21 protein-coding genes, 1 tRNA gene and 1 pseudogene are annotated in these 20,657 nt (G+C 67.8%); 18 read left to right on the forward strand and 5 right to left on the reverse strand.

What is annotated here, in order from left to right:
- Positions 1-28: 28 nt before the first annotated feature.
- Genes KNW02_RS04700 through KNW02_RS04710 form a run of 3 tightly spaced genes read right to left on the reverse strand, consistent with a single transcriptional unit; the run spans position 29 to position 2,174 of the window.
- Positions 29-952: a pseudouridine-5'-phosphate glycosidase gene (locus KNW02_RS04700; protein ID WP_216032117.1), complete on the reverse strand. Its 924-nt coding sequence runs from the start codon at positions 950-952 to the stop codon at positions 29-31.
- Positions 949-1,830 (reverse strand): PfkB family carbohydrate kinase, encoded by an 882-nt coding sequence (locus KNW02_RS04705; RefSeq protein WP_216032118.1) that lies wholly within the window; start codon positions 1,828-1,830, stop codon positions 949-951. Before KNW02_RS04705 ends, KNW02_RS04700 begins: the two co-directional genes overlap by 4 nt.
- Positions 1,827-2,174, reverse strand: coding sequence for an ArsR/SmtB family transcription factor (locus KNW02_RS04710; RefSeq protein ID WP_216032119.1), 348 nt, complete (start codon positions 2,172-2,174; stop codon positions 1,827-1,829). Before KNW02_RS04710 ends, KNW02_RS04705 begins: the two co-directional genes overlap by 4 nt.
- Positions 2,175-2,369: 195 nt before the next feature.
- Here KNW02_RS04710 and KNW02_RS04715 point away from each other — a divergent pair, with 195 nt between their 5' ends.
- The 5 genes from KNW02_RS04715 to KNW02_RS04735 all read left to right on the forward strand — a co-directional run bounded on the left by KNW02_RS04715 (position 2,370) and on the right by KNW02_RS04735 (position 5,013).
- Complete coding sequence (locus tag KNW02_RS04715; RefSeq protein ID WP_216032120.1) at positions 2,370-2,717, forward strand: AtpZ/AtpI family protein; 348 nt, start codon at positions 2,370-2,372, stop codon at positions 2,715-2,717.
- Positions 2,718-2,719: 2 nt separating this feature from the next.
- Positions 2,720-3,472 carry a F0F1 ATP synthase subunit A gene (locus tag KNW02_RS04720; protein WP_348524679.1) on the forward strand — a complete coding sequence of 251 codons (753 nt, stop codon included), beginning with the start codon at positions 2,720-2,722 and terminating at the stop codon, positions 3,470-3,472.
- A gap of 64 nt (positions 3,473-3,536) precedes the next feature.
- On the forward strand, positions 3,537-3,773 hold the full coding sequence (locus tag KNW02_RS04725; protein ID WP_101751961.1) for a F0F1 ATP synthase subunit C: 237 nt from the start codon (positions 3,537-3,539) through the stop codon (positions 3,771-3,773).
- An 83-nt stretch (positions 3,774-3,856) separates the two neighbouring features.
- Positions 3,857-4,453 (forward strand): F0F1 ATP synthase subunit B', encoded by a 597-nt coding sequence (locus KNW02_RS04730; protein WP_216032121.1) that lies wholly within the window; start codon positions 3,857-3,859, stop codon positions 4,451-4,453.
- Positions 4,450-5,013: a F0F1 ATP synthase subunit B gene (locus KNW02_RS04735; RefSeq protein ID WP_216032122.1), complete on the forward strand. Its 564-nt coding sequence runs from the start codon at positions 4,450-4,452 to the stop codon at positions 5,011-5,013. Before KNW02_RS04730 ends, KNW02_RS04735 begins: the two co-directional genes overlap by 4 nt.
- A gap of 112 nt (positions 5,014-5,125) precedes the next feature.
- Here the strand turns inward: KNW02_RS04735 and KNW02_RS04740 are convergent, their stop codons facing one another.
- Positions 5,126-5,761, reverse strand: a complete 636-nt coding sequence (locus KNW02_RS04740) for a sulfotransferase family 2 domain-containing protein (protein ID WP_216032123.1) — start codon at positions 5,759-5,761, stop codon at positions 5,126-5,128.
- Between the two features lie 107 nt (positions 5,762-5,868).
- Between KNW02_RS04740 and KNW02_RS04745 the strand changes: the two genes are divergently transcribed.
- The 3 genes from KNW02_RS04745 to KNW02_RS04755 all read left to right on the forward strand — a co-directional run bounded on the left by KNW02_RS04745 (position 5,869) and on the right by KNW02_RS04755 (position 9,194).
- Positions 5,869-6,990, forward strand: coding sequence for a glycosyltransferase family 61 protein (locus KNW02_RS04745; RefSeq protein ID WP_216032124.1), 1,122 nt, complete (start codon positions 5,869-5,871; stop codon positions 6,988-6,990).
- Between the two features lie 132 nt (positions 6,991-7,122).
- Positions 7,123-7,944 (forward strand): poly(3-hydroxyalkanoate) depolymerase, encoded by an 822-nt coding sequence (gene phaZ / locus KNW02_RS04750; protein ID WP_216032125.1) that lies wholly within the window; start codon positions 7,123-7,125, stop codon positions 7,942-7,944.
- Between the two features lie 32 nt (positions 7,945-7,976).
- Entirely contained in the window at positions 7,977-9,194 is a 1,218-nt protein-coding gene (locus KNW02_RS04755; protein WP_216032126.1) for a DUF445 domain-containing protein, read from the forward strand.
- A gap of 49 nt (positions 9,195-9,243) precedes the next feature.
- Here the strand turns inward: KNW02_RS04755 and KNW02_RS04760 are convergent, their stop codons facing one another.
- Positions 9,244-10,098 (reverse strand): LysR family transcriptional regulator, encoded by an 855-nt coding sequence (locus KNW02_RS04760; RefSeq protein WP_216032127.1) that lies wholly within the window; start codon positions 10,096-10,098, stop codon positions 9,244-9,246.
- Positions 10,099-10,248: 150 nt separating this feature from the next.
- Here KNW02_RS04760 and KNW02_RS21355 point away from each other — a divergent pair, with 150 nt between their 5' ends.
- The 10 genes and pseudogenes from KNW02_RS21355 to KNW02_RS04810 all read left to right on the forward strand — a co-directional run bounded on the left by KNW02_RS21355 (position 10,249) and on the right by KNW02_RS04810 (position 20,657).
- Positions 10,249-10,845: a twin-arginine translocation signal domain-containing protein gene (locus tag KNW02_RS21355; RefSeq protein WP_216032128.1), complete on the forward strand. Its 597-nt coding sequence runs from the start codon at positions 10,249-10,251 to the stop codon at positions 10,843-10,845.
- Positions 10,846-10,857: 12 nt separating this feature from the next.
- A complete protein-coding gene (fdnG, locus tag KNW02_RS04770) occupies positions 10,858-13,320 on the forward strand; it encodes a formate dehydrogenase-N subunit alpha (protein WP_216032129.1) in 2,463 nt (820 codons plus the stop codon).
- A gap of 13 nt (positions 13,321-13,333) precedes the next feature.
- The gene (fdxH, locus tag KNW02_RS04775; protein ID WP_216032130.1) at positions 13,334-14,278 is read left to right on the forward strand and encodes a formate dehydrogenase subunit beta; all 945 of its coding nucleotides are present in this window, start codon (positions 13,334-13,336) and stop codon (positions 14,276-14,278) included.
- On the forward strand, positions 14,275-14,958 hold the full coding sequence (locus KNW02_RS04780; RefSeq protein ID WP_216032131.1) for a formate dehydrogenase subunit gamma: 684 nt from the start codon (positions 14,275-14,277) through the stop codon (positions 14,956-14,958). Before fdxH ends, KNW02_RS04780 begins: the two co-directional genes overlap by 4 nt.
- Positions 14,959-15,032: 74 nt before the next feature.
- Entirely contained in the window at positions 15,033-15,950 is a 918-nt protein-coding gene (fdhE, locus tag KNW02_RS04785; protein WP_216032132.1) for a formate dehydrogenase accessory protein FdhE, read from the forward strand.
- A gap of 3 nt (positions 15,951-15,953) precedes the next feature.
- Positions 15,954-17,357, forward strand: a complete 1,404-nt coding sequence (selA, locus tag KNW02_RS04790) for an L-seryl-tRNA(Sec) selenium transferase (protein ID WP_216032133.1) — start codon at positions 15,954-15,956, stop codon at positions 17,355-17,357.
- A complete protein-coding gene (locus KNW02_RS04795) occupies positions 17,345-18,139 on the forward strand; it encodes a tetratricopeptide repeat protein (RefSeq protein WP_216032134.1) in 795 nt (264 codons plus the stop codon). Before selA ends, KNW02_RS04795 begins: the two co-directional genes overlap by 13 nt.
- Positions 18,136-19,953, forward strand: a pseudogene (selB, locus tag KNW02_RS04800) (selenocysteine-specific translation elongation factor); the annotation flags it as partial. The gene KNW02_RS04795 and the pseudogene selB, both read left to right, overlap by 4 nt.
- A 123-nt stretch (positions 19,954-20,076) precedes the next feature.
- A tRNA-Sec gene (locus KNW02_RS04805) sits at positions 20,077-20,172 on the forward strand.
- A gap of 20 nt (positions 20,173-20,192) precedes the next feature.
- Entirely contained in the window at positions 20,193-20,657 is a 465-nt protein-coding gene (locus KNW02_RS04810) for a hypothetical protein (protein ID WP_216032135.1), read from the forward strand.

The raw sequence follows: 20,657 nt of genomic DNA on the forward strand, positions 1-20,657 counted from the left end.
GATTGGAACAGCGCAAACCCCGTCGCGGTCAAGCCGGTTTCGCCATTTCGATGGCGATTTCCGCCGCCAATCGCGCATTGTTCAGAACGAGGGCGATATTCGAGCCGAGCGAGCGGCCATCCGTCAGTTCGAAAATGCGCTGCAGCAGGAACGGGGTCACCGATTTGGCGGCGACGCCCTGGGTCTCGGCCTCGTCCAGCGCCTTCAGGATCACCGGCAGGATCTCGCTCTGCGTGATTTCGGCCTCGGCCGGGATCGGGTTGGCGACCAGCTGGCCACCCTTCAGGCCGAGGCGGGCGCGCATGGCGGCGGCGGCGGCGATCTCGGCCGGGCTGTCCATGCGCAGGGGGGCAGGGATGCCCGAGCGGCGCGACCAGAAGGCGGGCAGTTCGTCCTGGCCATAGGCGATCACCGGCACGCCAAGCGTTTCCAAGACCTCCCATGTCTTCGGCAGATCGAGAATCGCCTTGGCGCCCGCCGCGACGACCGTCACCGGCGTCTGCGCCAGTTCCTGCAGGTCGGCCGAGACATCGAAGCTGAGTTCGGCGCCGCGATGCACGCCGCCGATGCCGCCGGTGGCAAAGACCCGGATCCCGGCCAGATCGGCGCAGATCATCGTCGCGGCAACCGTGGTCGCGCCGGTGCGGCCGGTGGCGAGGCAGACCGCCAGATCGGCGCGGCTCAGCTTCATGGCCTGATCGGGCGGGGTCCGGGCCAGGGCGGTCAGCGTCGTGTCGGTCAGGCCGATATGGATCTGGCCGCCCATGACCGCGATGGTCGCGGGTGTCGCGCCGGCCGTGCGGATGACCGCCTCGACCTCGCGCGCCATGTCCAGGTTCTGCGGCCAGGGCATGCCATGGGTGATGATCGTCGATTCCAGCGCGACGACGGGTCGGCGGTCTGCCAGGGCCTCGGCCACCTCGGGCGAGAAGGTCAGCGGGGCTTCACTCATGGAACGTCCTTTCCGGAAACATGCGCGCCGGCGGCATCGACGGCGCGTCGCAGCGCCGCCTCGCGGGGCTGACGGGCCAGTTCGGCCGCCAGATGCGCGGCCAGAAAGCAGTCGCCCGCACCGGTGACGCGGGCGACGGCAACAGAGGGCGGGGCCGCGGTCAGGGTCGGGCCGTTGACGATGGCTTCGGCGGCCGGATGCGGGCCATCGGTCACCAGAACCCGCGCGGCACCGCGCGCGACCACCGCCTCGGCCGCGGTGGCGGCGTCGGGGCAGGTCCGGCCGGCGAGGATCTCGGCCTCCAGCCGGTTGAGATAGAAGCTGCCGCGGCGCGCGGCGATCAGCGGCTCCAGCCGCTCGGCCTTGCCGGGGCTGGCAGGGACGACGCGCAGATCGGCCCCCGACAGGCGCGGGTCGCGGGCGATCTCGGCCAGGAGATCCTCGGTCAGGTTGCCGTCCAGCACCACCGGGCCGCTCCAGCCGGCAAGATCGGCTGCCAGCGGCGACAGGATCGCGGCGCCGGCGGCTTCGAGGCCATGCGCATCGGCGATGGCGGCGATCAGGCCCTGACTGTCCTCGATGCCCATATAGCAATCGGTCGGCAGGCCGGTGTCGCGCGAAAGCCAGTCCGTCAGCACGCCCAGCCGTCTGGCCTCGTCCACCAGCGCGCAGCCTTCGGGATCCCGGCCAACCGCCGACAGCACCGCGGGCGCCAGCCCCCAGCGGGCCAGCGCCACCGCCACGTTCAGCGCCACGCCGCCGGGCAGATGGCGGATGCGGCCGGGCACATCGGCCCCCGGCGCCATCCGTCGCGGCGCGCGCCCGATCACGTCCCACAGCATCGCGCCGATACAGAGGATGTCGGGACGGCGGCTCATTCCTCGGTCCATGCCTGCAGCTCGGTTTCCAGGAAACGCTCGAAATCGTCCAGATCGACCGGATCGAACTGCCCGAAGCCCTGCATCCAGACCGAGGCCGCGCGCATCCCTTCGGGGTCCAGCTTGCACCAGGTGATCCGGCCGCGCCGTTCCTGCCGGATCAGCCCTGCGGCGGCCAGCACACCCAGATGTTTCGAGATGGCCGCGAGGCTCATCTGAAAGGGCTGGGCCACGTCGCTGACCGCCATGTCATCCTCGAGCAGCATCGACAGCACCCGCCGCCGCGTCGGGTCGGCGAGGGCCGCGAAGATCAGGTCCAGACGGTCGGGGGCGGGGCTGGGCATGGGGTTCCGGACGGGGAATGGTCAACTGGGCGGTTGAATAATGTCTGGGGCGATGCCGGAATGCAAGCCCGCCGCCGGATTCTTTCATGTCGAAAAATGATGTGTAATCAATCACCTGCCGGCCGGCCTCAGTTGCTTGACTTGCCGGGGATAAGCCCCTAGACAGCGCCCCGAGAGTTGACGGGAACGTGAGAGATGGCCGAGGGGCCCCGGAACGGCGGCGACAGGGACGATGAGACGGCCCGGCTGCGCGACCTGGAGGACCGGCTGTCCAAGCTGACGCCGAAGCCGGACGCCAAGGAGCAGATGGCAAGCTATGACCAGGCGCATGTCGCCTGGCGCATGGTGATCGAACTCGTGGCCGGCATCGGGCTGGGCTTCGGGATCGGTTACGGTCTGGATTATCTGTTCGGCACCACGCCGTTCCTGATGATCCTGTTCATTTTTCTTGGCCTCGCGGCCGGCATCAGGACGATGATGCGCACCGCGGCCGAACTTGGCAGCAAACCCGGCGATCCGCCGGGCACCGATGAGAGGGATTGACCGTGGCGACCGAAGCGGAAGAAGCAACCGGCCTCAGCTTCCACCCGATGGAGCAGTTCCTGGTCAAGCCGCTGTTCGGCGATGGCCCGGTGCATTGGTATACGCCGACCAACGTCACGCTGTGGATGTTCATCACCGTCGCGGCGATCGTGGCGCTGCTGGTCATGGGGACCCGTGGCCGCGCCATCGTGCCGAACCGGGTGCAGTCGGTGGCCGAACTGGCTTACGGCATGGTCCACAAGATGGTCGAGGACGTGGCCGGCAAGGACGCGCTGAAGTATTTTCCCTACATCATGACGCTGTTCATGTTCATCACCTTCTCGAACATGCTGGGCCTGTTGCCCAAGTCGTTCACCACCACCTCGCATATCGCGGTGACCGGGGTTCTGGCGCTGGCCGTGTTCATCAGCGTCACCGTGATCGGTTTCGTCAAGAACGGCACGCATTTCCTCGGGCTGTTCTGGGTCACCTCGGCGCCGCTGGCGCTGCGTCCGATCCTGGCCGTGATCGAGGTCATCAGCTATTTCGTCCGCCCGGTCAGCCACTCCATTCGTCTTGCCGGCAACATGATGGCGGGCCATGCGGTGATCAAGGTGTTCGCGGGCTTTGCCGCCATCGCCGCGATCTCGCCGCTGTCGATCCTGGCCGTGACCGCCGTCTACGGGCTCGAGGTGCTGGTCTCCTTCATCCAGGCCTACGTCTTCACCATCCTGACCTGCGTCTATCTGAAGGACGCGCTGCATCCGGCCCACTGAGCCGCCGCAGCACGGGGTCATCCGCACAGAATTCACCACTTCCAACCGCAAGGAGAGAATGATCATGGAAGGGAATATCGCCGAACTCGGTCAGTACATCGGTGCCGGTCTGGCCGCCATCGGTTCCGGCGCAGCCGCCGTCGGTGTGGGCAACGTCGCCGGCAACTTCCTGTCGGGCGCCCTGCGCAACCCGTCGGCAGCCGCCGGCCAGACCGCGACGCTGTTCATCGGCATCGCCTTCGCGGAAGCCCTGGGGATCTTCGCGTTCCTCGTCGCGCTTCTGCTGATGTTCGCGGTCTGATCCAGCCCCATCCTTGCGGCGGGGTGGGGGCGCGGATGCCGCGCCGTCACCCCTTCGTGACCTGATAGGCCAAGGGGTAGGACATGTTCAGCCTGTTGCAAGAGGCCGCCACGACCGCGGCCGGACATACCGAAGAGGCTGCTGCAACCGCGGCGGCTGGCGCCGAGGCTGCCGAAAGCGCCAGCGGCATGCCGCAGCTTGATTTCAGCACCTTCCCGAACCAGATCTTCTGGCTCGTGATCACCCTGGGGGTGCTTTACTGGGTGCTGTCGCGCATCGCGCTGCCGCGGATCGCGGCGGTGATCTCGGACCGTCAGGGGGCCATTACCGGCGATCTGATGGCGGCCGAGGAATTCAAGCAGAAGGCGAAGGAGGCCGAGGCCGCCTATGACAAGGCGCTGGCCGATGCCCGCGTCGAGGCCGGAAAGATCGTCGCCGCCAACCGCGCCGAGATCCAGAAGGAACTGGATGCCGCCATCGCCCGTGCCGATGCCGAGATTGCCGCGCGCACCGCGGAATCGGAAAAGCGCCTGGCCGAGATCCGCACCTCCTCTGCGGCCGATGCCCGCGAGGTCGCCCGCGACGTCACCGGCGAACTGGTCCGCAGTTTCGGCGGCAAGGCCGACGAGGCCGCTGTCGATCAGGCGGTGGACAGCCGCATGAAAGGGACCGTGCAATGACCAGACTTGCCGTATTCGCGATCGCCGCGGTCCTTGCCGCCGGACCGGCTGCTGCCGCAGGTGATTCGTTTTTCTCGCTGGCCAATACCGATTTCATCGTTCTGCTGGCCTTCCTGATCTTTGTCGGCATCCTGATCAAGTTCAAGGTTCCGGGCATCATCGGCGGATTGCTGGACAAGCGCGCCGAGGGCATTCGCAGTGATCTGGACGAGGCCCGTCGCCTGCGCGAAGAGGCGCAGGAGATCTATGCCAGCTATGAGCGTCGCCAGCGCGAGGTGAAGGGGCAGGCCGAACTGATCGTCGCCAATGCCAAGCGCGAGGCCGAGGCACAGGCCGCCAAGGCCAAGGACGACCTGAAGGTCTCGATCGAGCGGCGCCTGAAGGCCGCCGAGGATCAGATCGCCAGCGCCGAGGCCGACGCCATCCGCGCGGTGCGGAACCGTGCCGTGCAGACGGCCATTGCCGCCGCTTCGGAACTTCTGGCCCGGCAGGTCAAGGCCGGGCAGCGCTCGGCCGGGATCGACGACGCCATCGAAGACGTGGCGCGCCGGCTGAACTGATCTGGCGCCCGGTCTGACCGGGCCGCCCTGATCGAGGGACGTGATCTGAGGCTCCGGTTATCCGGGGCCTCTTTTCGTCGTGATGTCATGTCGCCCGCTGGCGCCACTCGGCTCAGGCCGGGGTGGCGGGGGCGGGCACGATGGGCAGGCGGAAGCGTTCGTAATCCTCGGCATAGTATTCGCGGACAAAGGCCGCCAGGCTGTCGGACGGGGGCGCGGTCCTGTATCCGCCGGACAGCGCATGACCGATGGCGTTCGGGTGGCTGGCGCCGCTCCAGTCGTCCAGCCAGCGGATGAATTCGGCAAAGCCGTCCTCAAGCCGGAAGACCCGGCACCAGTCCGGAACCATCGCGGCCTGCGGGCGGAAATGGTCGTCGAAGCGGGCATGGGCCGCCTTGTCGAACCCGGCGATGCGCGGCAGCCAGGTGTCGAATTCGGCCTCCTCGGGGATCTTGCCGCGCTTGCCTTGGTGAAAATGGAAGGCGCTGCGCGCCCGTGCCAGCGGGTCGCGCACGAAGGCGCAGCCCGCATCGAGGAAACCGGCGGGAAACAGCTTTGCAAGATCCTGCGCCGGGATATGCTGGGGCGAGGTGCGGCTCCAGTTGTGGCGATTGCCCGGCGGGAACCTGCGGTCCAGAAAGGCGGCGGGTCCGAAGCGGGCGATCAGGTAGTTCTCGATGCTGGTGCCGGCGCATTTCGGGACATGGGCGAAGTAGAGCAGCTTTCCCGCATGCTTGAAGATCGGCATTCCGTCGTGATCCTTGTCGTTCGACCTGTCCCGCAGAGATTGACGGAACCGGGCGGGCTTGCCAAGAACGGGAAAAGGACAGGAACCATTTTCGCCCCGCCAGACCCATGAAAAGCCCGGAAATGCCCTCGCCCTTGCCACCGGCCCCGTTCCGGCTGCCGCTGCCCGACCCCGATCGGGGCTGGTCGCGCACGGTCATGCGGGTCCGGGGCGCGGTCATCGACCCGTCGGATGGCGGGGTCTGGTGCGATGGCGCGCTGTGCCCCGAGGCGATGCTGTATCGCTGGCGTGGGGCCTACAAGGGGCGCAAGGGCACCGTCATGCCCGCCGATCCGGCGCGGATCGCCGGGCGGCACCTGTGGGGCGGGACGCTGTTCTTTCATTTCGGCCATTTCCTGTCGGAATCGCTGGGCCGGCTCTGGGCGGCCGAGGCCAGCGGCGCGGAATCGATCCTGTTCACGCCCAAGAATCCGCGGGGCAAGCGGCCCGAAGACTTGGTGGGTTTCCAGAAACAGGTGCTGGCGCGGCTGGGGATCGAGCTTCCGGTCCGCATCCTCTATGCGCCGGCTATGGTCGAGGATCTGCTGATCCCCGGGCAGGGCTTCGGTCTGGGCGCGCTGGCGCGCGGCACGCCCGAATTCCGTGCCTTCGCCCGCCGCATGGACCCGGATCCGGATGCCGGTCCCGGGACCGGGGCGCGCAGGCTGTATATCTCGCGCACGGCCTTGCCGCGAAAGACCGGCAGCGTCCTGGGCGAAGCCTGGCTGGAAGAGCAGTTGCGGGGGCAGGGGTTCCGGATCTACCATCCGCAGCAGCATTCCATCGACCATCAGTTGCGGACCTTCCGCGAGGCGACCCATTTCGTCGGGCCGGATGGATCGGCCTTCCATCTGGCCGGCTTCATCGCCCGGCCGTGGCAGAACTTCACCCTGATCAAGCGGCGCAGCGCGCGGGAATATGTCACCTTTGTCGATCAGCTGAAGGCTGTCGGGGCGAAGGTCGGGGTGATCGACGCGCTGGTCGCGAACTGGATCCGGCCGGGCAAGCACAAGCCCGATGACATGAGCTGGGGTGAACTGGACGCTCTGCGCCTCTCGGACGAGTTGCAGCGGCTGGGCCTGACCGGCGCGCCGCTGGCCGAGCCGCCGTCGTTTGCCGACGAGTTGGAACAGATCTCGCGGATCCATGGCGGGCCGATGACCCGGTTGCCGGTCGCAGCGCCGGGTTAGGCTGCGGCCCGGGCGTGGCGCGAGGACGCAAGGTCACGCGACGGCGGTCTTGGGCTTGGCGGGGTGGCGGATTATCTGTGGGGGACCGGAACCCGCGCAATGGACGCAACACGACCCGGAGAAGGGGGACATGTGACAGAAAAGGTCATCGAAACCATCAGGCTGTCGGGCCAGGACCTGCGCTATGCGCTGTTCGGGCCGGCCACGGCAAAGCGTACCTTGCTGGTCTTCAACGGAATCGGCGCAAGCCTCGATACGGTGTCCGGCTTTGCGGCGCGCTTTGACGACACGCGGATCCTGACCTTCGACATGCCGGGGATCGGCGGCTCGGCCGTTCCGCTGCTGCCCTATCGCATGCCCTGGGTGGCCCGGCTGGCCGCACGGCTTCTGGACGCGCTGGACATCGCGCAGGTCGATGTCTTCGGCATCTCCTGGGGCGGCGCGCCGGCACAGCAATTCGCCCGCGACTTTCCCCGGCGCACCCGCAGCCTGACGCTGGCGGCGACCTCGGCCGGTTTTGTGATGGTGCCGGGAAACCTGAGCGTGCTGATGAAGCTGGTCACGCCGAAACGCTATCTGCAGCCGGATTACATGCTGAGCATCGGCCCCGAGATCTATGGCGGCCAGTTGCGCATGAACACCGAACTGCTGCGGGAACATGCGGCGGCCATGGTGCCGGCCTCGCAGCGCGGCTATCTGTTCCAGCTCATGGCGGGCATGGGCTGGACCAGTTGGTTGTGGCTGCCGCAGATCAAGGCGCCGGTGCTGATCATGATGGGCGAGGATGACCCGATCGTGCCGGTCGTCAACGGCCGCATCCTTGCGGCGCGGCTGCCGGATGCGCGGATCAGGATCATGGATTGCGGGCATCTGTTCGTGCTGACCGACCCGCAGGGCACCGCCGCGGCCGTCGAGGAATTCCTGCGCCGCGATGCCGGCGGCGCGGCTGCCTGATGTCGGGGGCCGCGTCCGCGGGCGCGGACCCCATGGACGCCCTGCGCCGGACCCGGCGGCTGGCCGGGCAGGTGCTGGCCGGCCTGACGGTCGTCTATTTCGCCACCTATCTGATCGGGGTTCCGCCCGGCTGGCTGATGCTGGTGCGGGCGATGGCCGAGGCCGGCATGGTGGGCGGGCTGGCTGACTGGTTCGCGGTCACGGCGCTGTTTCGCCACCCGCTGGGGATCCCGATCCCGCATACGGCGCTGTTGCCGAAAAACCAGGCGCGGGCGGCCCGGAATGTCGGGCGCTTCTTCGAGACGCATTTCCTCGAGCCCGCGCAGCTGGAGGCGCGGGTGCGGGCGCTTGAGCCCTCGGGCTTCATTGCCGGCTGGGTGTCGCACCCGCAGAATGCGCGGCTGATCGCGCGTGATCTGTCGGGGATGCTGGCGGCGGTCTTGCGCCACGACCCGCCGCCGCGGGCGCTGGCGCGCGGGCGGCAATGGCTGCGCGCGCAGGCCGCGCATCTGGGTTCGGACGCGGCCATCGCCGCCGGCATCGCCGATCTGGTCAAGGTGGGCGCGCGCAGGGGCCTGCTGGACGACACGCTGGCGCTGGTTCAGAGGACCATCGACGAGAACCGCGACACCGCCGTCGATCTGGTGCGCGACCGCAGCCGCTGGTGGATCGCCTCGGGGGTGGATCGCGAGGTCGCCAATCTGGTGGTTCGCGGGGTGCTGTCGATGCTGGACGAGTTGCACAGCCCGGATTCGTCGCTGCGCCGGGGTTTTGAAGAGGCGTTCGACGGCATGGTCGAGCGTCTGGCCGAAACCGGCGCCCTGACCCGCGCCGTCACCGAGGCCCGGCTGCAACTGATCCGCTCGGGCGCCTTCGATTCGGCGCTTGGTGCCTTGACCGAGGAGTTGCGCGCGGATGCGCTGGCGCGGCTGGCCGAGGAACCCGACCTGATGGTCGAGCCGATCGCCGAACTGGTCCGCGGCTTTGCCGGGCGGGCGCTGGCCGATCCGGCCGCCCGCGCCGCCTTCGATGCCCGTCTGGCCGAGCTTGCCGGGCGCATGGTCGGCGAATTGCGCCCGCAGATCGCGACCTATGTCGCCGATGTGATTGCAGGCTGGGAGCCGGCGGAACTGAACGCCCGCTTCGAGGCCGAACTTGGGCCGGACCTGCAATATATCCGCATCAACGGCGCTGTCCTGGGAACACTGATCGGCGGCGCCCTGTTCGGGTTCGAGGCCTTGCTCGGCTGATCCGCAGGCCCGGTGCGGGGCGTCGATCCGGCGCAGGGCGGTCGAGCCGCTATTTGCCAAAGCCCGTCGCCGCCGTCTGGCGCAGGCAGGCCACCACCGGGGCGAGGATCGCGGGATCGGCATCGGCGCAACTGGCCACATAGATCGGATAGGCGAAACTGGGCGCGCCCGGCACCCGATGCAGCCGGCCGGCGTGGATATAGGGGTCGACCACATGCCCCCTGAAATAGCCCGCGCCGCCGTTGTCGAGCACATATTTCAGGGCAAAGCGCCCGAGATTGACGGCGACGGCAGGGACCGGCAGGTCGGGAAAGCCGGCGGTGAATTCGCGAAGGAATTCCGGCCCCCAGTCGACTGAGAAGAACCTGCCCTCATCCAGCGGATCGGCGCCGGGATCGGTCGTGACCAGCACCAGCTTTTCGTTCAGCAGCAGGTCCAGCTTCACGCCTGGGCGCGGCGGCGGGGCATGCAGGACTGCGGCATCGACCCGGCCGGCGGCCAGATTCTCGATCAGGTTCTGCGGCTTGTCGATCTCGATATGCAGGGCGATGTCCGGTCGCTGCCGCCTGAGGGCGGCGGCCCAGTTCAGGACCGTGGGCTGCCACAGGTTGATCTCGCCGCCGATGGTCGCCAGCGCGACATGCCGGCCCGAGGCGGTCACGTGCCGCTGCAGGCGCTGCCAGCTTTGCAGGAATTCCGGCGCATGGCGCAAAAGCCGCTCGCCCGCCGGCGTCAGCGTGGCGCCGCCCCTGCGGCGGACGAACAATTGCTGGCCCAGCCGGTCCTCCAGCGTGCGGATGCGGGCGCTGACGGTGGTCTGGGCCACGTTCAGCCGCTTGGCCGCGCGGATGAAGCTGCGGCATGAGGCAACGTCGAGAAAGGTCTTGATGAGTTCTGTTTCCACACATCAGTCATAGCAAGAAAACTGCACCATAGAAGCAAGAATAATCATTTGCTTGCTGCAAGACTCTCTCATATCGTGGAAATTGCATTGGATAGGCAGCGAAGCTCGGGGAGGCTCGTTTTCCCTCGGGCCGCCACCGGGAGGAAGCTGATGAATATGGACATATCCAGGCGAAGGTTTCTGCAGGGGGCCGGCGCGGGAGTTGCCGGCACCGCACTGGGGGCCTTCGGGTTCGGCGGAGTGGAGGCCGCCTATGCCGCAACCGTGAAGGAATTCCGTCTGTTCCGCACCACCGAAGCCCGCAGCACGTGCCCCTATTGCGCGGTGGCCTGCGGGATGATGGTGTTCTCGGCCCCAAGCGCCGAGACCGGGCGCATGGAGGTCGTTCACATCGAAGGCGATGTGGACAACCCGGTGAACCGCGGCACGCTGTGCCCGAAGGGCGCCGGCGCGCTGGACTATATCCGCTCGCCCCAGCGGGTGAAGGTGCCGATGTACCGCAAGGCCGGCGCCGACGCCTTCGAGGAGGTCAGCTGGGATTTCGCGATGGAACGCATCGCCCAGCTGATGAAGGAGGACCGGGACGCGAATTTCATCGAGACCAATGCGGATGGCGTGACCGTCAACCGCTGGCCGACGATGGGGTTCCTGTCCGGCAGTTCCTGCACCAATGAAACGGGCTGGATCACCTGGAAGGTCGCGCGCGGCCTCGGGATGCTCCAGATCGAGAACCAGGCAAGGATTTGACACGGACCGACGGTGTCCAGTTTGGGCCCATCTTTCGGTCGCGGTGCGATGACCAACAATTGGACCGATATCCAGAACGCTGATATCGTGCTTGTCATGGGCGGCAATGCCGCCGAAGCCCATCCCTGCGGATTCAAATGGGTGACCGAGGCCAAGTCCGAACGCGGGGCGAAGCTGATGGTCGTCGATCCGCGCTTTACGCGGACGGCCGCGGTGTCGGATCACTATGCGCCGATCCGCTCGGGCAGCGACATCGCCTTCCTGTCGGGGGTGATCAACTATCTGCTGAGCAACGACGCCATCCACACGGAATATGTGCGCAACTACACCAATGCCGCCTATATCGTCGGCGAGGGCTATGGCTTCAGCGAGGGCCTGTTCACCGGCTATGAGGAGGATCGCCGGGCCTATGACCGGTCGTCCTGGGAATACGAGATCGGCGAGGACGGATTTGCCAAGCGTGACATGACGCTGCAGCATCCGCGCTGCGTCTATCAGCTGATGAAGGCGCATTTCGCGGCCTATACGCCCGAAATGGTGCAGCGCATCTCCGGCACGCCCGAGGACAAGTTCCTGAAGGTGGCGGAATGGGTCGCCTCGACCGCCAATGGCGAACGCTCGATGACGATCATGTATGCGCTTGGCTGGACCCAGCATTCGCATGGCGCCCAGAACATCCGCAGCGCCGCGATGATCCAGCTTCTGTGCGGCAATATCGGCGTGCCCGGCGGCGGCATCAACGCCCTGCGCGGTCACTCGAACGTGCAGGGGATCACCGATATCGGCACGCTCACGGCATCGCTGCCGGGCTACCTGGCGATGCCGACGGATGCCGAGCCGACGCTGGATTCGCACCTGGCCAAGCGCGCCTTCACGCCCCTGCAGGAAAACCAGGTCAGCTACTGGCAGAACTACAACAAGTTCTATGTCAGCTTCCTCAAGGGGATGTATGGCAGGAACGCGACGGCGGACAACCAGTTCGGCTATGACTGGCTGCCCAAGCTCGACACCACCTATGACGCGCTGAAGATGTTCGATGTCATGCACAAGGGCCAGACCACCGGCCTGCTGTGCCAGGGGTTCAACCCGCTGATGTCGATCGCCTATTCCGGCAAGTCCGTGGCGGCGCTGGCAAAGCTGAAATTCCTTGTCAGCATGGATCCGATCGAGACCGATACCGCCTATTTCTGGCAGAACCACGGCGAGTTCAACGATGTCGATACGGCCAGCATCCAGACCGAGGTCTTCATGCTGCCGGTGACCTCCTTCGTCGAGGAAGAGGGCTCGCTGACCAATTCCAGCCGGAACATCCAGTGGAAGTGGCGGGCGGCGGATCCCTATTTCGAGTCGCGCCGCGATACCGACATCCTGGCCGATCTGTTCCTGCGGCTGCGCAAGCTCTATGACGACGAGGGCGGCACGGCTCCGGGGCCGATCCAGGCGATCGACTGGTCCTACGCGGATCCGATGGCGCCCGCCGCCGAGGAGATCCTGCGCGAACTGAACGGCCGCGCGCTGACCGATCTGCGCGATGCCGAAGGCAAGGTCGTGCGCCGCGCCGGCGAACAGCTTGCCGGTTTCGGCGAGATGCGGGCGGATGGGTCCACCGATGGCGTGCAATGGATCTATACCGGGGTCTACAGCCCCGAGGGCAACCTGTCGCAGCGGCGGGACAATTCCGACCCCTCGGGCAAGAACGTCTATGGATCCTGGGGGTTCTGCTGGCCTGCCAACCGGCGGATCCTGTACAACCGGGCCTCGGCGGATCCGGACGGCAAACCCTGGAGCGAAGAGAAGGCCTATGTCTTCTGGGACGGCCAGCGGTGGGGGGGCGCGGATGTTCCCGACTTCCCACCGACCAGCAATCCGTCCCTGCGGACGGGGCCGTTCATCATGACGCCCGAGGGCACCTCGCGCCTGTTCGCGCGGGGCTTCATGGCCGAGGGTCCGTTCCCGGTGCACTACGAGCCGTTCGAGGCGCCGGTCCTGAACCCGATGTTCCCCGCGATCCGGGGCAATCCGGCGGCACGGGTGTTCGACAACGACATGGAGATCTTCGGCGATGCCGAGGAATTCCCCATCGTCGCCACCACCTACCGGCTGACCGAGCATTTCCACTACTGGACCAAGTCGGTGCGCTACAACGCCGTCGTCCAGCCCGAGTTCTTCGTGGAAATGTCGCATGCGCTGGCCGAGGAACGCGGCATCAGCCCGGGCCAGATGGTCAGCGTGCGGTCGCATCGCGGCGAGGTGAAGGGCCGGGCCATGATCACCAAGCGGCTGCAGCCGCTGCAGGTGGATGGCCGGACCCTGCACTATGTCGGCTTGCCGCTGCATTTCGGCTTTGTCGGACAGGCCCGCAAGGCGTCGCCGGTCAATTCGCTGACGCCGCCGGTCGGGGATGCCAACGCCCAGACGCCCGAATTCAAGGCGTTCCTGGTCGATGTCACACCGCTGGCCGATCCGGTCGCGTGAGGGAGGAAAGATCATGTTTCCACCAGTCCCCAATCCCGGCACCGAAGCCACCGACCAGACCTTCGGTGCGGGTGATCTGATGCGGCGGTCGGCGTCCAAGGTGACGCCGCCCGCCGAACGGCAGACCGAGGTCGCCAAGCTGATCGACGTGTCGAAATGCATCGGCTGCAAGGCCTGCCAGGTGGCCTGCCTCGAATGGAACGAGCAGGTCGAGGAGATCGGCTTCAACGACGGCCGCTACGAGAACCCGCCCGACCTGACCGAGCATTCCTGGACCCTGATGCGCTATGCCGAATACGAGAACCCGGAAACGGGCAATCTGGAATGGCTGATCCGCAAGGACGGCTGCATGCATTGCGAGGATCCGGGCTGCCTGAAGGCCTGCCCGGCGCCCGGTGCCATCGTGCAGTATTCCAACGGCATCGTGGACTTCAAGCAAGAGAACTGCATCGGCTGCGGCTATTGCATCCAGGGCTGCCCGTTCAATATCCCGCGGCTCTCCAAGACCGACAGGAAGGTCTATAAATGCACGCTCTGCGTTGATCGCGTGGCCGTGGGGCAGGGGCCGGCCTGCGCCAAGGCATGCCCGACCCAGGCCATCGTCTTCGGCACCAAGGCCGAGATGACCGAATATGCCCAGACCCGGATCGCGGATCTGAACTCGCGCGGCTATGATAAGGCCGGGCTCTACGATCCGCCCGGCGTCGGCGGCACCCATGTCATGTATGTGCTGCAGCATGCCGACCAGCCCGAACTGTATTCCGGGCTGGCGAACGCGCCGAAGATCAGCGGGCTTGTCGAAACCTGGAAGAGCGGGGCGGCCAAATATACCGGGCTGGCCGCCGTCGGGATCTTCGCGGCTGCGGGCTTCCTGCACTACCTCGTCAACGGCGCCAACCGCGTCAGCGCCGAGGATGAGGCGAAGGCCAGGGATCTGGTGGAAGGAGACAGGACATGACGGCCGAGCCCAATGTCTCGAAAAATCCCGCCATCCATCGCGGCGATCCGGTCACGGTCGACCGCTATTCCGGGCTGGCGCGGCTCAATCACTGGATCACGGCCGTCGGCCTGATCCTGCTGGCGCTGTCCGGGCTGGCGCTGTTCCATCCGGCCTTCTTCTTCCTGACGGTGCTGTTCGGCGGCGGCCAGATGGCGCGGTTCCTGCATCCCTGGATCGGGGTGATCACCGCGGTCAGCTTTGCCGGCCTGTTCCTGCGCTTCTGGCGTTACAACCTGTGGCGCGGCGATGACAGCCGCTGGATGGGGCGGCTGTCGAAGGTGCTGGCGGGCGATGAGGAAGGCGTGCCCGAGGTCGGACGCTACAATGCCGGCCAGAAGGTCTATTTCTGGGTCATGTCGCTCTGCATTGCCGTGCTGTTCTTCAGCGGGCTGGTGATCTGGATGGAATACTTCGCCGACAGCTTCACGATCGAGCAACGCCGGGTCGGTGTGCTGGTGCATTCGACCGTGGCGATCCTGGCGATCTGCACCTGGATCGTCCATGTCTATGCGGCGATCTGGGTCCGTGGCACGATCAGCGCGATGACGCGCGGCAACGTCACCGGCGGCTGGGCCTGGCGACACCACCGCAAGTGGCTGCGCGATCTGGCCTCGGGGAAACCCTCGGACTCCGAATGAACCCTGTGCGGGGCCGGCCACGGCCCCGGATCCTTTCAACCCCGATGTGATCCGTGTGATTCATGAGGTGAACCATGGCCGCTAGCACGGCGCCCCAGCCCGACCCGTCCGCAATCGGACGCATCCCCAAACCCCCCTTCGCCCATGTTCCCGGCACCGAGGCGCTGTTTGCCACCCGCGCGGCGCGGTTCGAGGCGCTGGCCGGGGGCGGGCACGGGCTGGCCCCCTATCTGGGTTTCCTTGCCGGCCTGACCCGGGTCCAGCAGCAAGTGGCAGCCGCGGCGCCCGAGCCAGCCATGCCCTCGTCCGGGCAGCTTGAACGGGCCCGGACCCATGCCATGCCGCCGCTGGATCGTGCGGGCTTTAGCCCCGATGCGACCAGTTTTGCGATTGTCGCCGCGGTGATCGAAGGTGCGGCCGCCCTGCCGATGCCGGCCGAGGCCGGCGCGGCGCTGGCGCGGCTGCAATCGGCCGAACGACCCACGCTGGCCGCCCTGATCGGCAATGTCCTTGCGAATGCGATCCCCCCGGACGAAGTGGCCGAGCATGTGTTCATCGCCGCGGCCCTGCAGGTCGATTTCGCCCGCCGCGCGGCCAAGTTGAACGCAGCCGATCTGCAGCCGGTCGCCGATGGCGTCTGCCCCTGCTGTGGCGGCGCCCCCGCGTCCAGCCTCATCGTCGAATGGCCGCGCTATGAGGGCAACCGTTACTGCGCCTGCGCGCTGTGCGGGACAATGTGGCATTATGTGCGGGCGAAATGCACCCTCTGCGCCCAGACCGGCAAGATCAGCTTTCGCGAGATCGAGGGCGGCGGCCGCGTCAAGGCCGAGATCTGCGGCGACTGCAACGGCTATGCGAAGGTCCTCTATACCGCGCAGGAGGCGACGCTGGATCCGGTCGCCGATGACGTGGCCAGCCTGGCGCTGGACCTGCTGCTGCGCGACGAGGGGTTCCATCGCGCTGCGGTCAATCCGTTCCTGACCGGATACTAGGGGATGAGCGACCGCAAGGCTCAGGGGCGGCCCCCGTCCGTCGATCAGGTGTTGCGCAGCGAAGCCGGTGCCGCATTGCGTGCCCGGCACGGCCATGCGCCGACCGTCGAGGCGATCCGGGCGGTGCTGGCCGAGCTGCGGGCCGATGGCGGGCCGGCCGCCCTTCCCGACGCGGTTGCGCTGAGCGCCGGGCGGCGCCTTGATGCGGCGGGCCGGTCGCGGCTCAGCCCGGTGCTGAACCTGACCGGCACGGTCCTGCACACCAATCTGGGCCGGGCGCTGCTGGCCGAAGAGGCGATCGAGGCCGCGACCACCGCCATGCGCGCGGCACTGGCGCTGGAATTCGATCTGGGCAGCGGCCGGCGCGGCCAGCGGGATTCGATCCTGCGCGATCTGCTGGTCGACCTGACCGGGGCCGAGGATGCCACCGTCGTCAACAACAACGCCGCCGCGGTCCTTCTGGTGCTGAACACGCTTGGCCTCGGGCGCGAGGCGATCATTTCGCGTGGCGAATTGATCGAGATCGGCGGCAGTTTCCGGATGCCCGACATCATGGCCCGCGCCGGCACCCGGATGATTGAGGTCGGCACCACCAACCGCACCCATCCCCGCGACTATCAGGGCGCCATCGGACCCGAGACGGCGCTGATCCTGAAGGTGCATACCTCGAATTTCCGGGTCGAGGGGTTCCACAAGGAGGTGCCGGCCGCCGATCTGGCCGCGATCGCGCATGAGGCCGGGCTGCCCCTGGTCAACGACCTCGGCTCGGGCACGCTGGTCGATCTGGCGCAATGGGGTCTGGGGCACGAGCCGACGGTTGCCGGGGCCCTGGCCGAAGGCGCCGATCTGGTCACCTTCTCGGGCGATAAGCTGCTGGGCGGGCCGCAGGCCGGGTTCATTCTGGGCCGCGCCGAACTGATCGCCCGGATCAACCACAACCCGATGAAGCGGGCCATGCGGCTGGACAAGATCCGCATGGCGGCGCTGGAGGCGACGCTGCGGCTTTATCGCGCGCCCGATCTGCTGGTCGAGAGGCTTCCGACCCTGCGCCATCTCGCGCGTCCGAAGGCCGAGATCGCGGCGCTGGCCCGGCAGTTGCAGCCCGAACTGGCGCGGCTGCTGGCCCCGGATTTCAGCGCCGAGGTGATCGACTGCGACAGTCAGGTCGGCTCGGGCGCGCTGCCGACGCGGACCACGCCCAGCAGCGGGCTGGCGCTGCGCGCGGCCGGCGCGGCGGCGGGTGGCAGCGCCGTGATCCGGCTGTCGGCCGCCCTGCGCGCCCTGCCGGTGCCGGTCATCGGGCGGATCGCGCAGGATGCGCTGATCCTCGATCTGCGCTGCCTCGACGACCCGGACGCCCTGCGGTCGGCCCTGTCGGCGCTGGAGCCGGACCAATGGCGGCGCTGATCGACCGTATCCGCCGCGCCATCCGGCCCGCGCCCGCGCTGGCCGAACAACTGGCGCTGGCCGATCAGGCGGCGCGGCGGGGCGATCACGATGCCGCACTGGCGATCTGGGGGCCCTTGGCGCAGGAGGGCCAGCCCGAGGCCCAGACCCGGGTGGGGATGTGTTTTGCGGAAGGTACCGGCCTCGGGCGCGACCCTGCGCTGGCCTTTCGCTGGTTCTCGCTGGCGGCAGCCCAGGGCGACCCGGCTGGATGCAGGCTGCTTGCCCATGCCTTCTTTCGCGGCGAGGGAACGGTCGAGGATCCGGCCCGCGCGGCCGAACTGTACCGGCAGGCGGCGGAGGCGGGGGATGCCGAGGCGATGGACATGCTCAGCTGGATGCTGACCGAGGGCGAGATTCTGCCCCCCGATCCGGCCGAGGCCCTGCGTCTGGCCGAGGCCGCCGCCGCAGTTGGAAACGCCGCCGCGACGACCCGGCTGGGGATGTTCTATCACAACGCGCTTGGCGTCGCCCGCGATCCGGCCCGCGCCGCCGGCTATTGGCAAAAGGCCGCGGTCATGGGGGATGCGGATGCGCAGGCGATGCTGGGCGCGGCGCTGCTGCTGGGGACGGGTATCGCCCGCGATCCCGTCATGGCCTTCGTCTGGCTGCTGCGCGGTCACGCCGGCAACAGCCCGCTGGCCTATCCCTTCCTGCAACGCGCCGCCGCCGCCCTGCCGCCCGAGGAACAGGGCCGCGCGCGGCGGCTGGCCGGGATGCCGCCTGACGGGGCCGCGCCATGATCGTCGGCACGGTCGGGCATATCGATCACGGCAAGACGGCGCTGGTTCGGGCGCTGACCGGCACCGAAACCGACCGCCTGAAGGAAGAGAAGGCGCGGGGCATCACCATCGATCTGGGCTTTGCTTATATGCCCGCGGGCGATTGCGGCGTGGTCGGCTTCATCGACGTGCCGGGGCACCAGCGGCTGATCCGCAACATGCTGGCCGGCGCCACCGGCATCGATCTGATGCTGCTGGTCGTCGCCGCCGATGACGGGGTGATGCCGCAGACGCGCGAGCATCTGGCGATCCTTGACCTGCTGGGCATTTCGCGCGGGCTCGTGGCGATCACCAAGGCCGATATCGCCACCCCCGACCGGATCGCCGGGATCCGCAACCAGATCGACAACCTGCTGTTGGGCAGCGCCTTGCAGGGAAGCCCGATCCTGCCGGTCTCGGCCGTGACCGGGGAGGGGGTGGATGAGTTGCGCCAGCGGATCGCGTCGCTGGCGCCAGAGATCGGCAGCCGCCCGGCGGATCGTCTGTTCCGCCTGGCCGTCGATCGCAGCTTTTCCATCCGCGGCGCCGGAACCGTGGTGACCGGCACGGTGCTGTCGGGCAGCGTGCGTCCCGGTGACGAGCTGATGCTGAGCCCGCGGGGCCAGCTGGTGCGGCTGCGCGGCCTGCATGCCCAGAACCGGCAGGCCGAGGAGGGCCGCGCGGGCGAGCGCTGCGCCCTCAATCTGGCCGGCATCCATCACGAGGCGATTTCGCGCGGGGACATGATCCTGTCGCCCGCCCTGCACGCGCCCAGCACCCGCATCGATGCCCGGTTGAAGGTACTGGCCTCGGAACGCGGGCCGATCACGCAATGGATGCCCGTGCATCTGCATCACGGCGCGGCCGAACTGCCCGCGCGTGTCGTGCACCTGTCGGATGATCCGATCCCGCCCGGCGGCGAGGCCTTCGTCCAGCTGGTGACCGAACGCCCGATCGCGGCGGTCAGCGGCGACCGTTTCGTGATCCGCGACACCAGCGCCTCGCGCACCGTCGGCGGCGGCGTGCTGATCGACCTGCGCGCCCCCGCCCGCCGGCGCCGCACGCCCGCGCGGCTGGCCCGGATCGCCGCGCAGGATTGCGCCGATGACGCGGCGGTTCTGGCGGCGCTGCTGCGGCAGCCGCCGAACCATCTGGACCCGGATGCCTTCGCCCGCGACCGGGCGATACCCCCGGATCGGATGGCGCGGATCCTGCGCGATCACGATCCGGTCCTGATCGACACGCCGCGCGGCCGGCTGGCGATTTCGCGGGGGCGTGTCGCGGCGTTGATGGCGACGGCGCAGGGGGCTCTGGCAGAGTTTCACGCCGCCCACCCGCATTTCGTCGGCATCGGGCTGGAGCGGCTGCGCCATCGCTGCGATCCCCTGATGCCCGCGCCGGCCTTCCGGGCGCTGCTGCTGGACCCGGCGATGGCGGGGCGGGTGGCGCTGGACGGGGCATGGGTGCGGCTGACCAGCCATGAATTGCGCCTCGATCCCGAGGCCGAGGCGCTGTGGCAGCGGATCGAGCCGATGCTGGGCGGCGAGGCCCGGTTCCGGCCACCAAGGGTGCGCGATTTCGCCGCCGATCTGGACCGGCCCGAGGACGAGATCCGCGATCTGCTGCGGGCGCTGTCGCGCATGGGCAGGCTGCATGAGATAGGCCGCGACCGCTTTTTTTTGCGCGATACGGTGGGCGAGATGGTCGAGATCGTGTTCGTGCTTGAGGCCGATGGCCCGCAATTCGCCGTCGCCGCCTTCCGCGACAGGGTCGAGAACGGGCGCAAGGTGGCCATCGAGATCCTCGATTTCTTCGACCGCCACGGCGTCACCATCCGCCGCGGCGACCTGCGCCGGCCGAATTCCCATCGCCGGCACCTGTTCCCGCGTGATAACCACACAGAAGACAAGGATTTTTCAGGAGGAGAATCGTCCCCGGTGGGGCGTCCGGACTTCAAATCCGGGAGGGGCTGTCAGACGGTCCCTGGTGGGTTCGACTCCCACTCTCTTCCGCCAGAAATCGAGGAGGCTTCGTCATGAGCGCAGATGCGTTCGGAAACTGTCTGTCCGCGTTGAAGGCCCGCGCCGAAGAGGCGAACCGTAACGAGATCCGGCATCAGCAGGAGGCTGCCCGCAGGGCGGCCGAGTTGCGGGATATCCGCGCCTTCGCGTGGCGGCGGCTGAACATATTGCGGGCGGTGGCCGCGGCCGTGCGCGGCGAGGCCGAGGAAGAGCCGGCATTGCTGGCCGGGCAGGCGGCGATGCTGCGCGACACCGGCCTCAACCTGGCCACCCAGCCGCGCCGCGATCTGGCCGAGCGGTTCAGACCCGTCACCCGGGCGGTCTGGCTGGCCACGCGCGAGGAGGCCGAAGATGCCGCCGCCGAGGCTGCGCTGGCCGCCTTTGCCGAATTCGAGGCCTGGCATCTGCAGGATCGGGAGACGCCGTTCCTTGCGCTGATGGAGCGCGAGATCCCCGAACTGCCGCTGGTTGAGGTCTGA

Origin of the sequence: Paracoccus marinaquae (genome assembly GCF_018860165.1) — a bacterium.
Taxonomy (GTDB): Bacteria; Pseudomonadota; Alphaproteobacteria; order Rhodobacterales; family Rhodobacteraceae; genus Paracoccus; species Paracoccus marinaquae.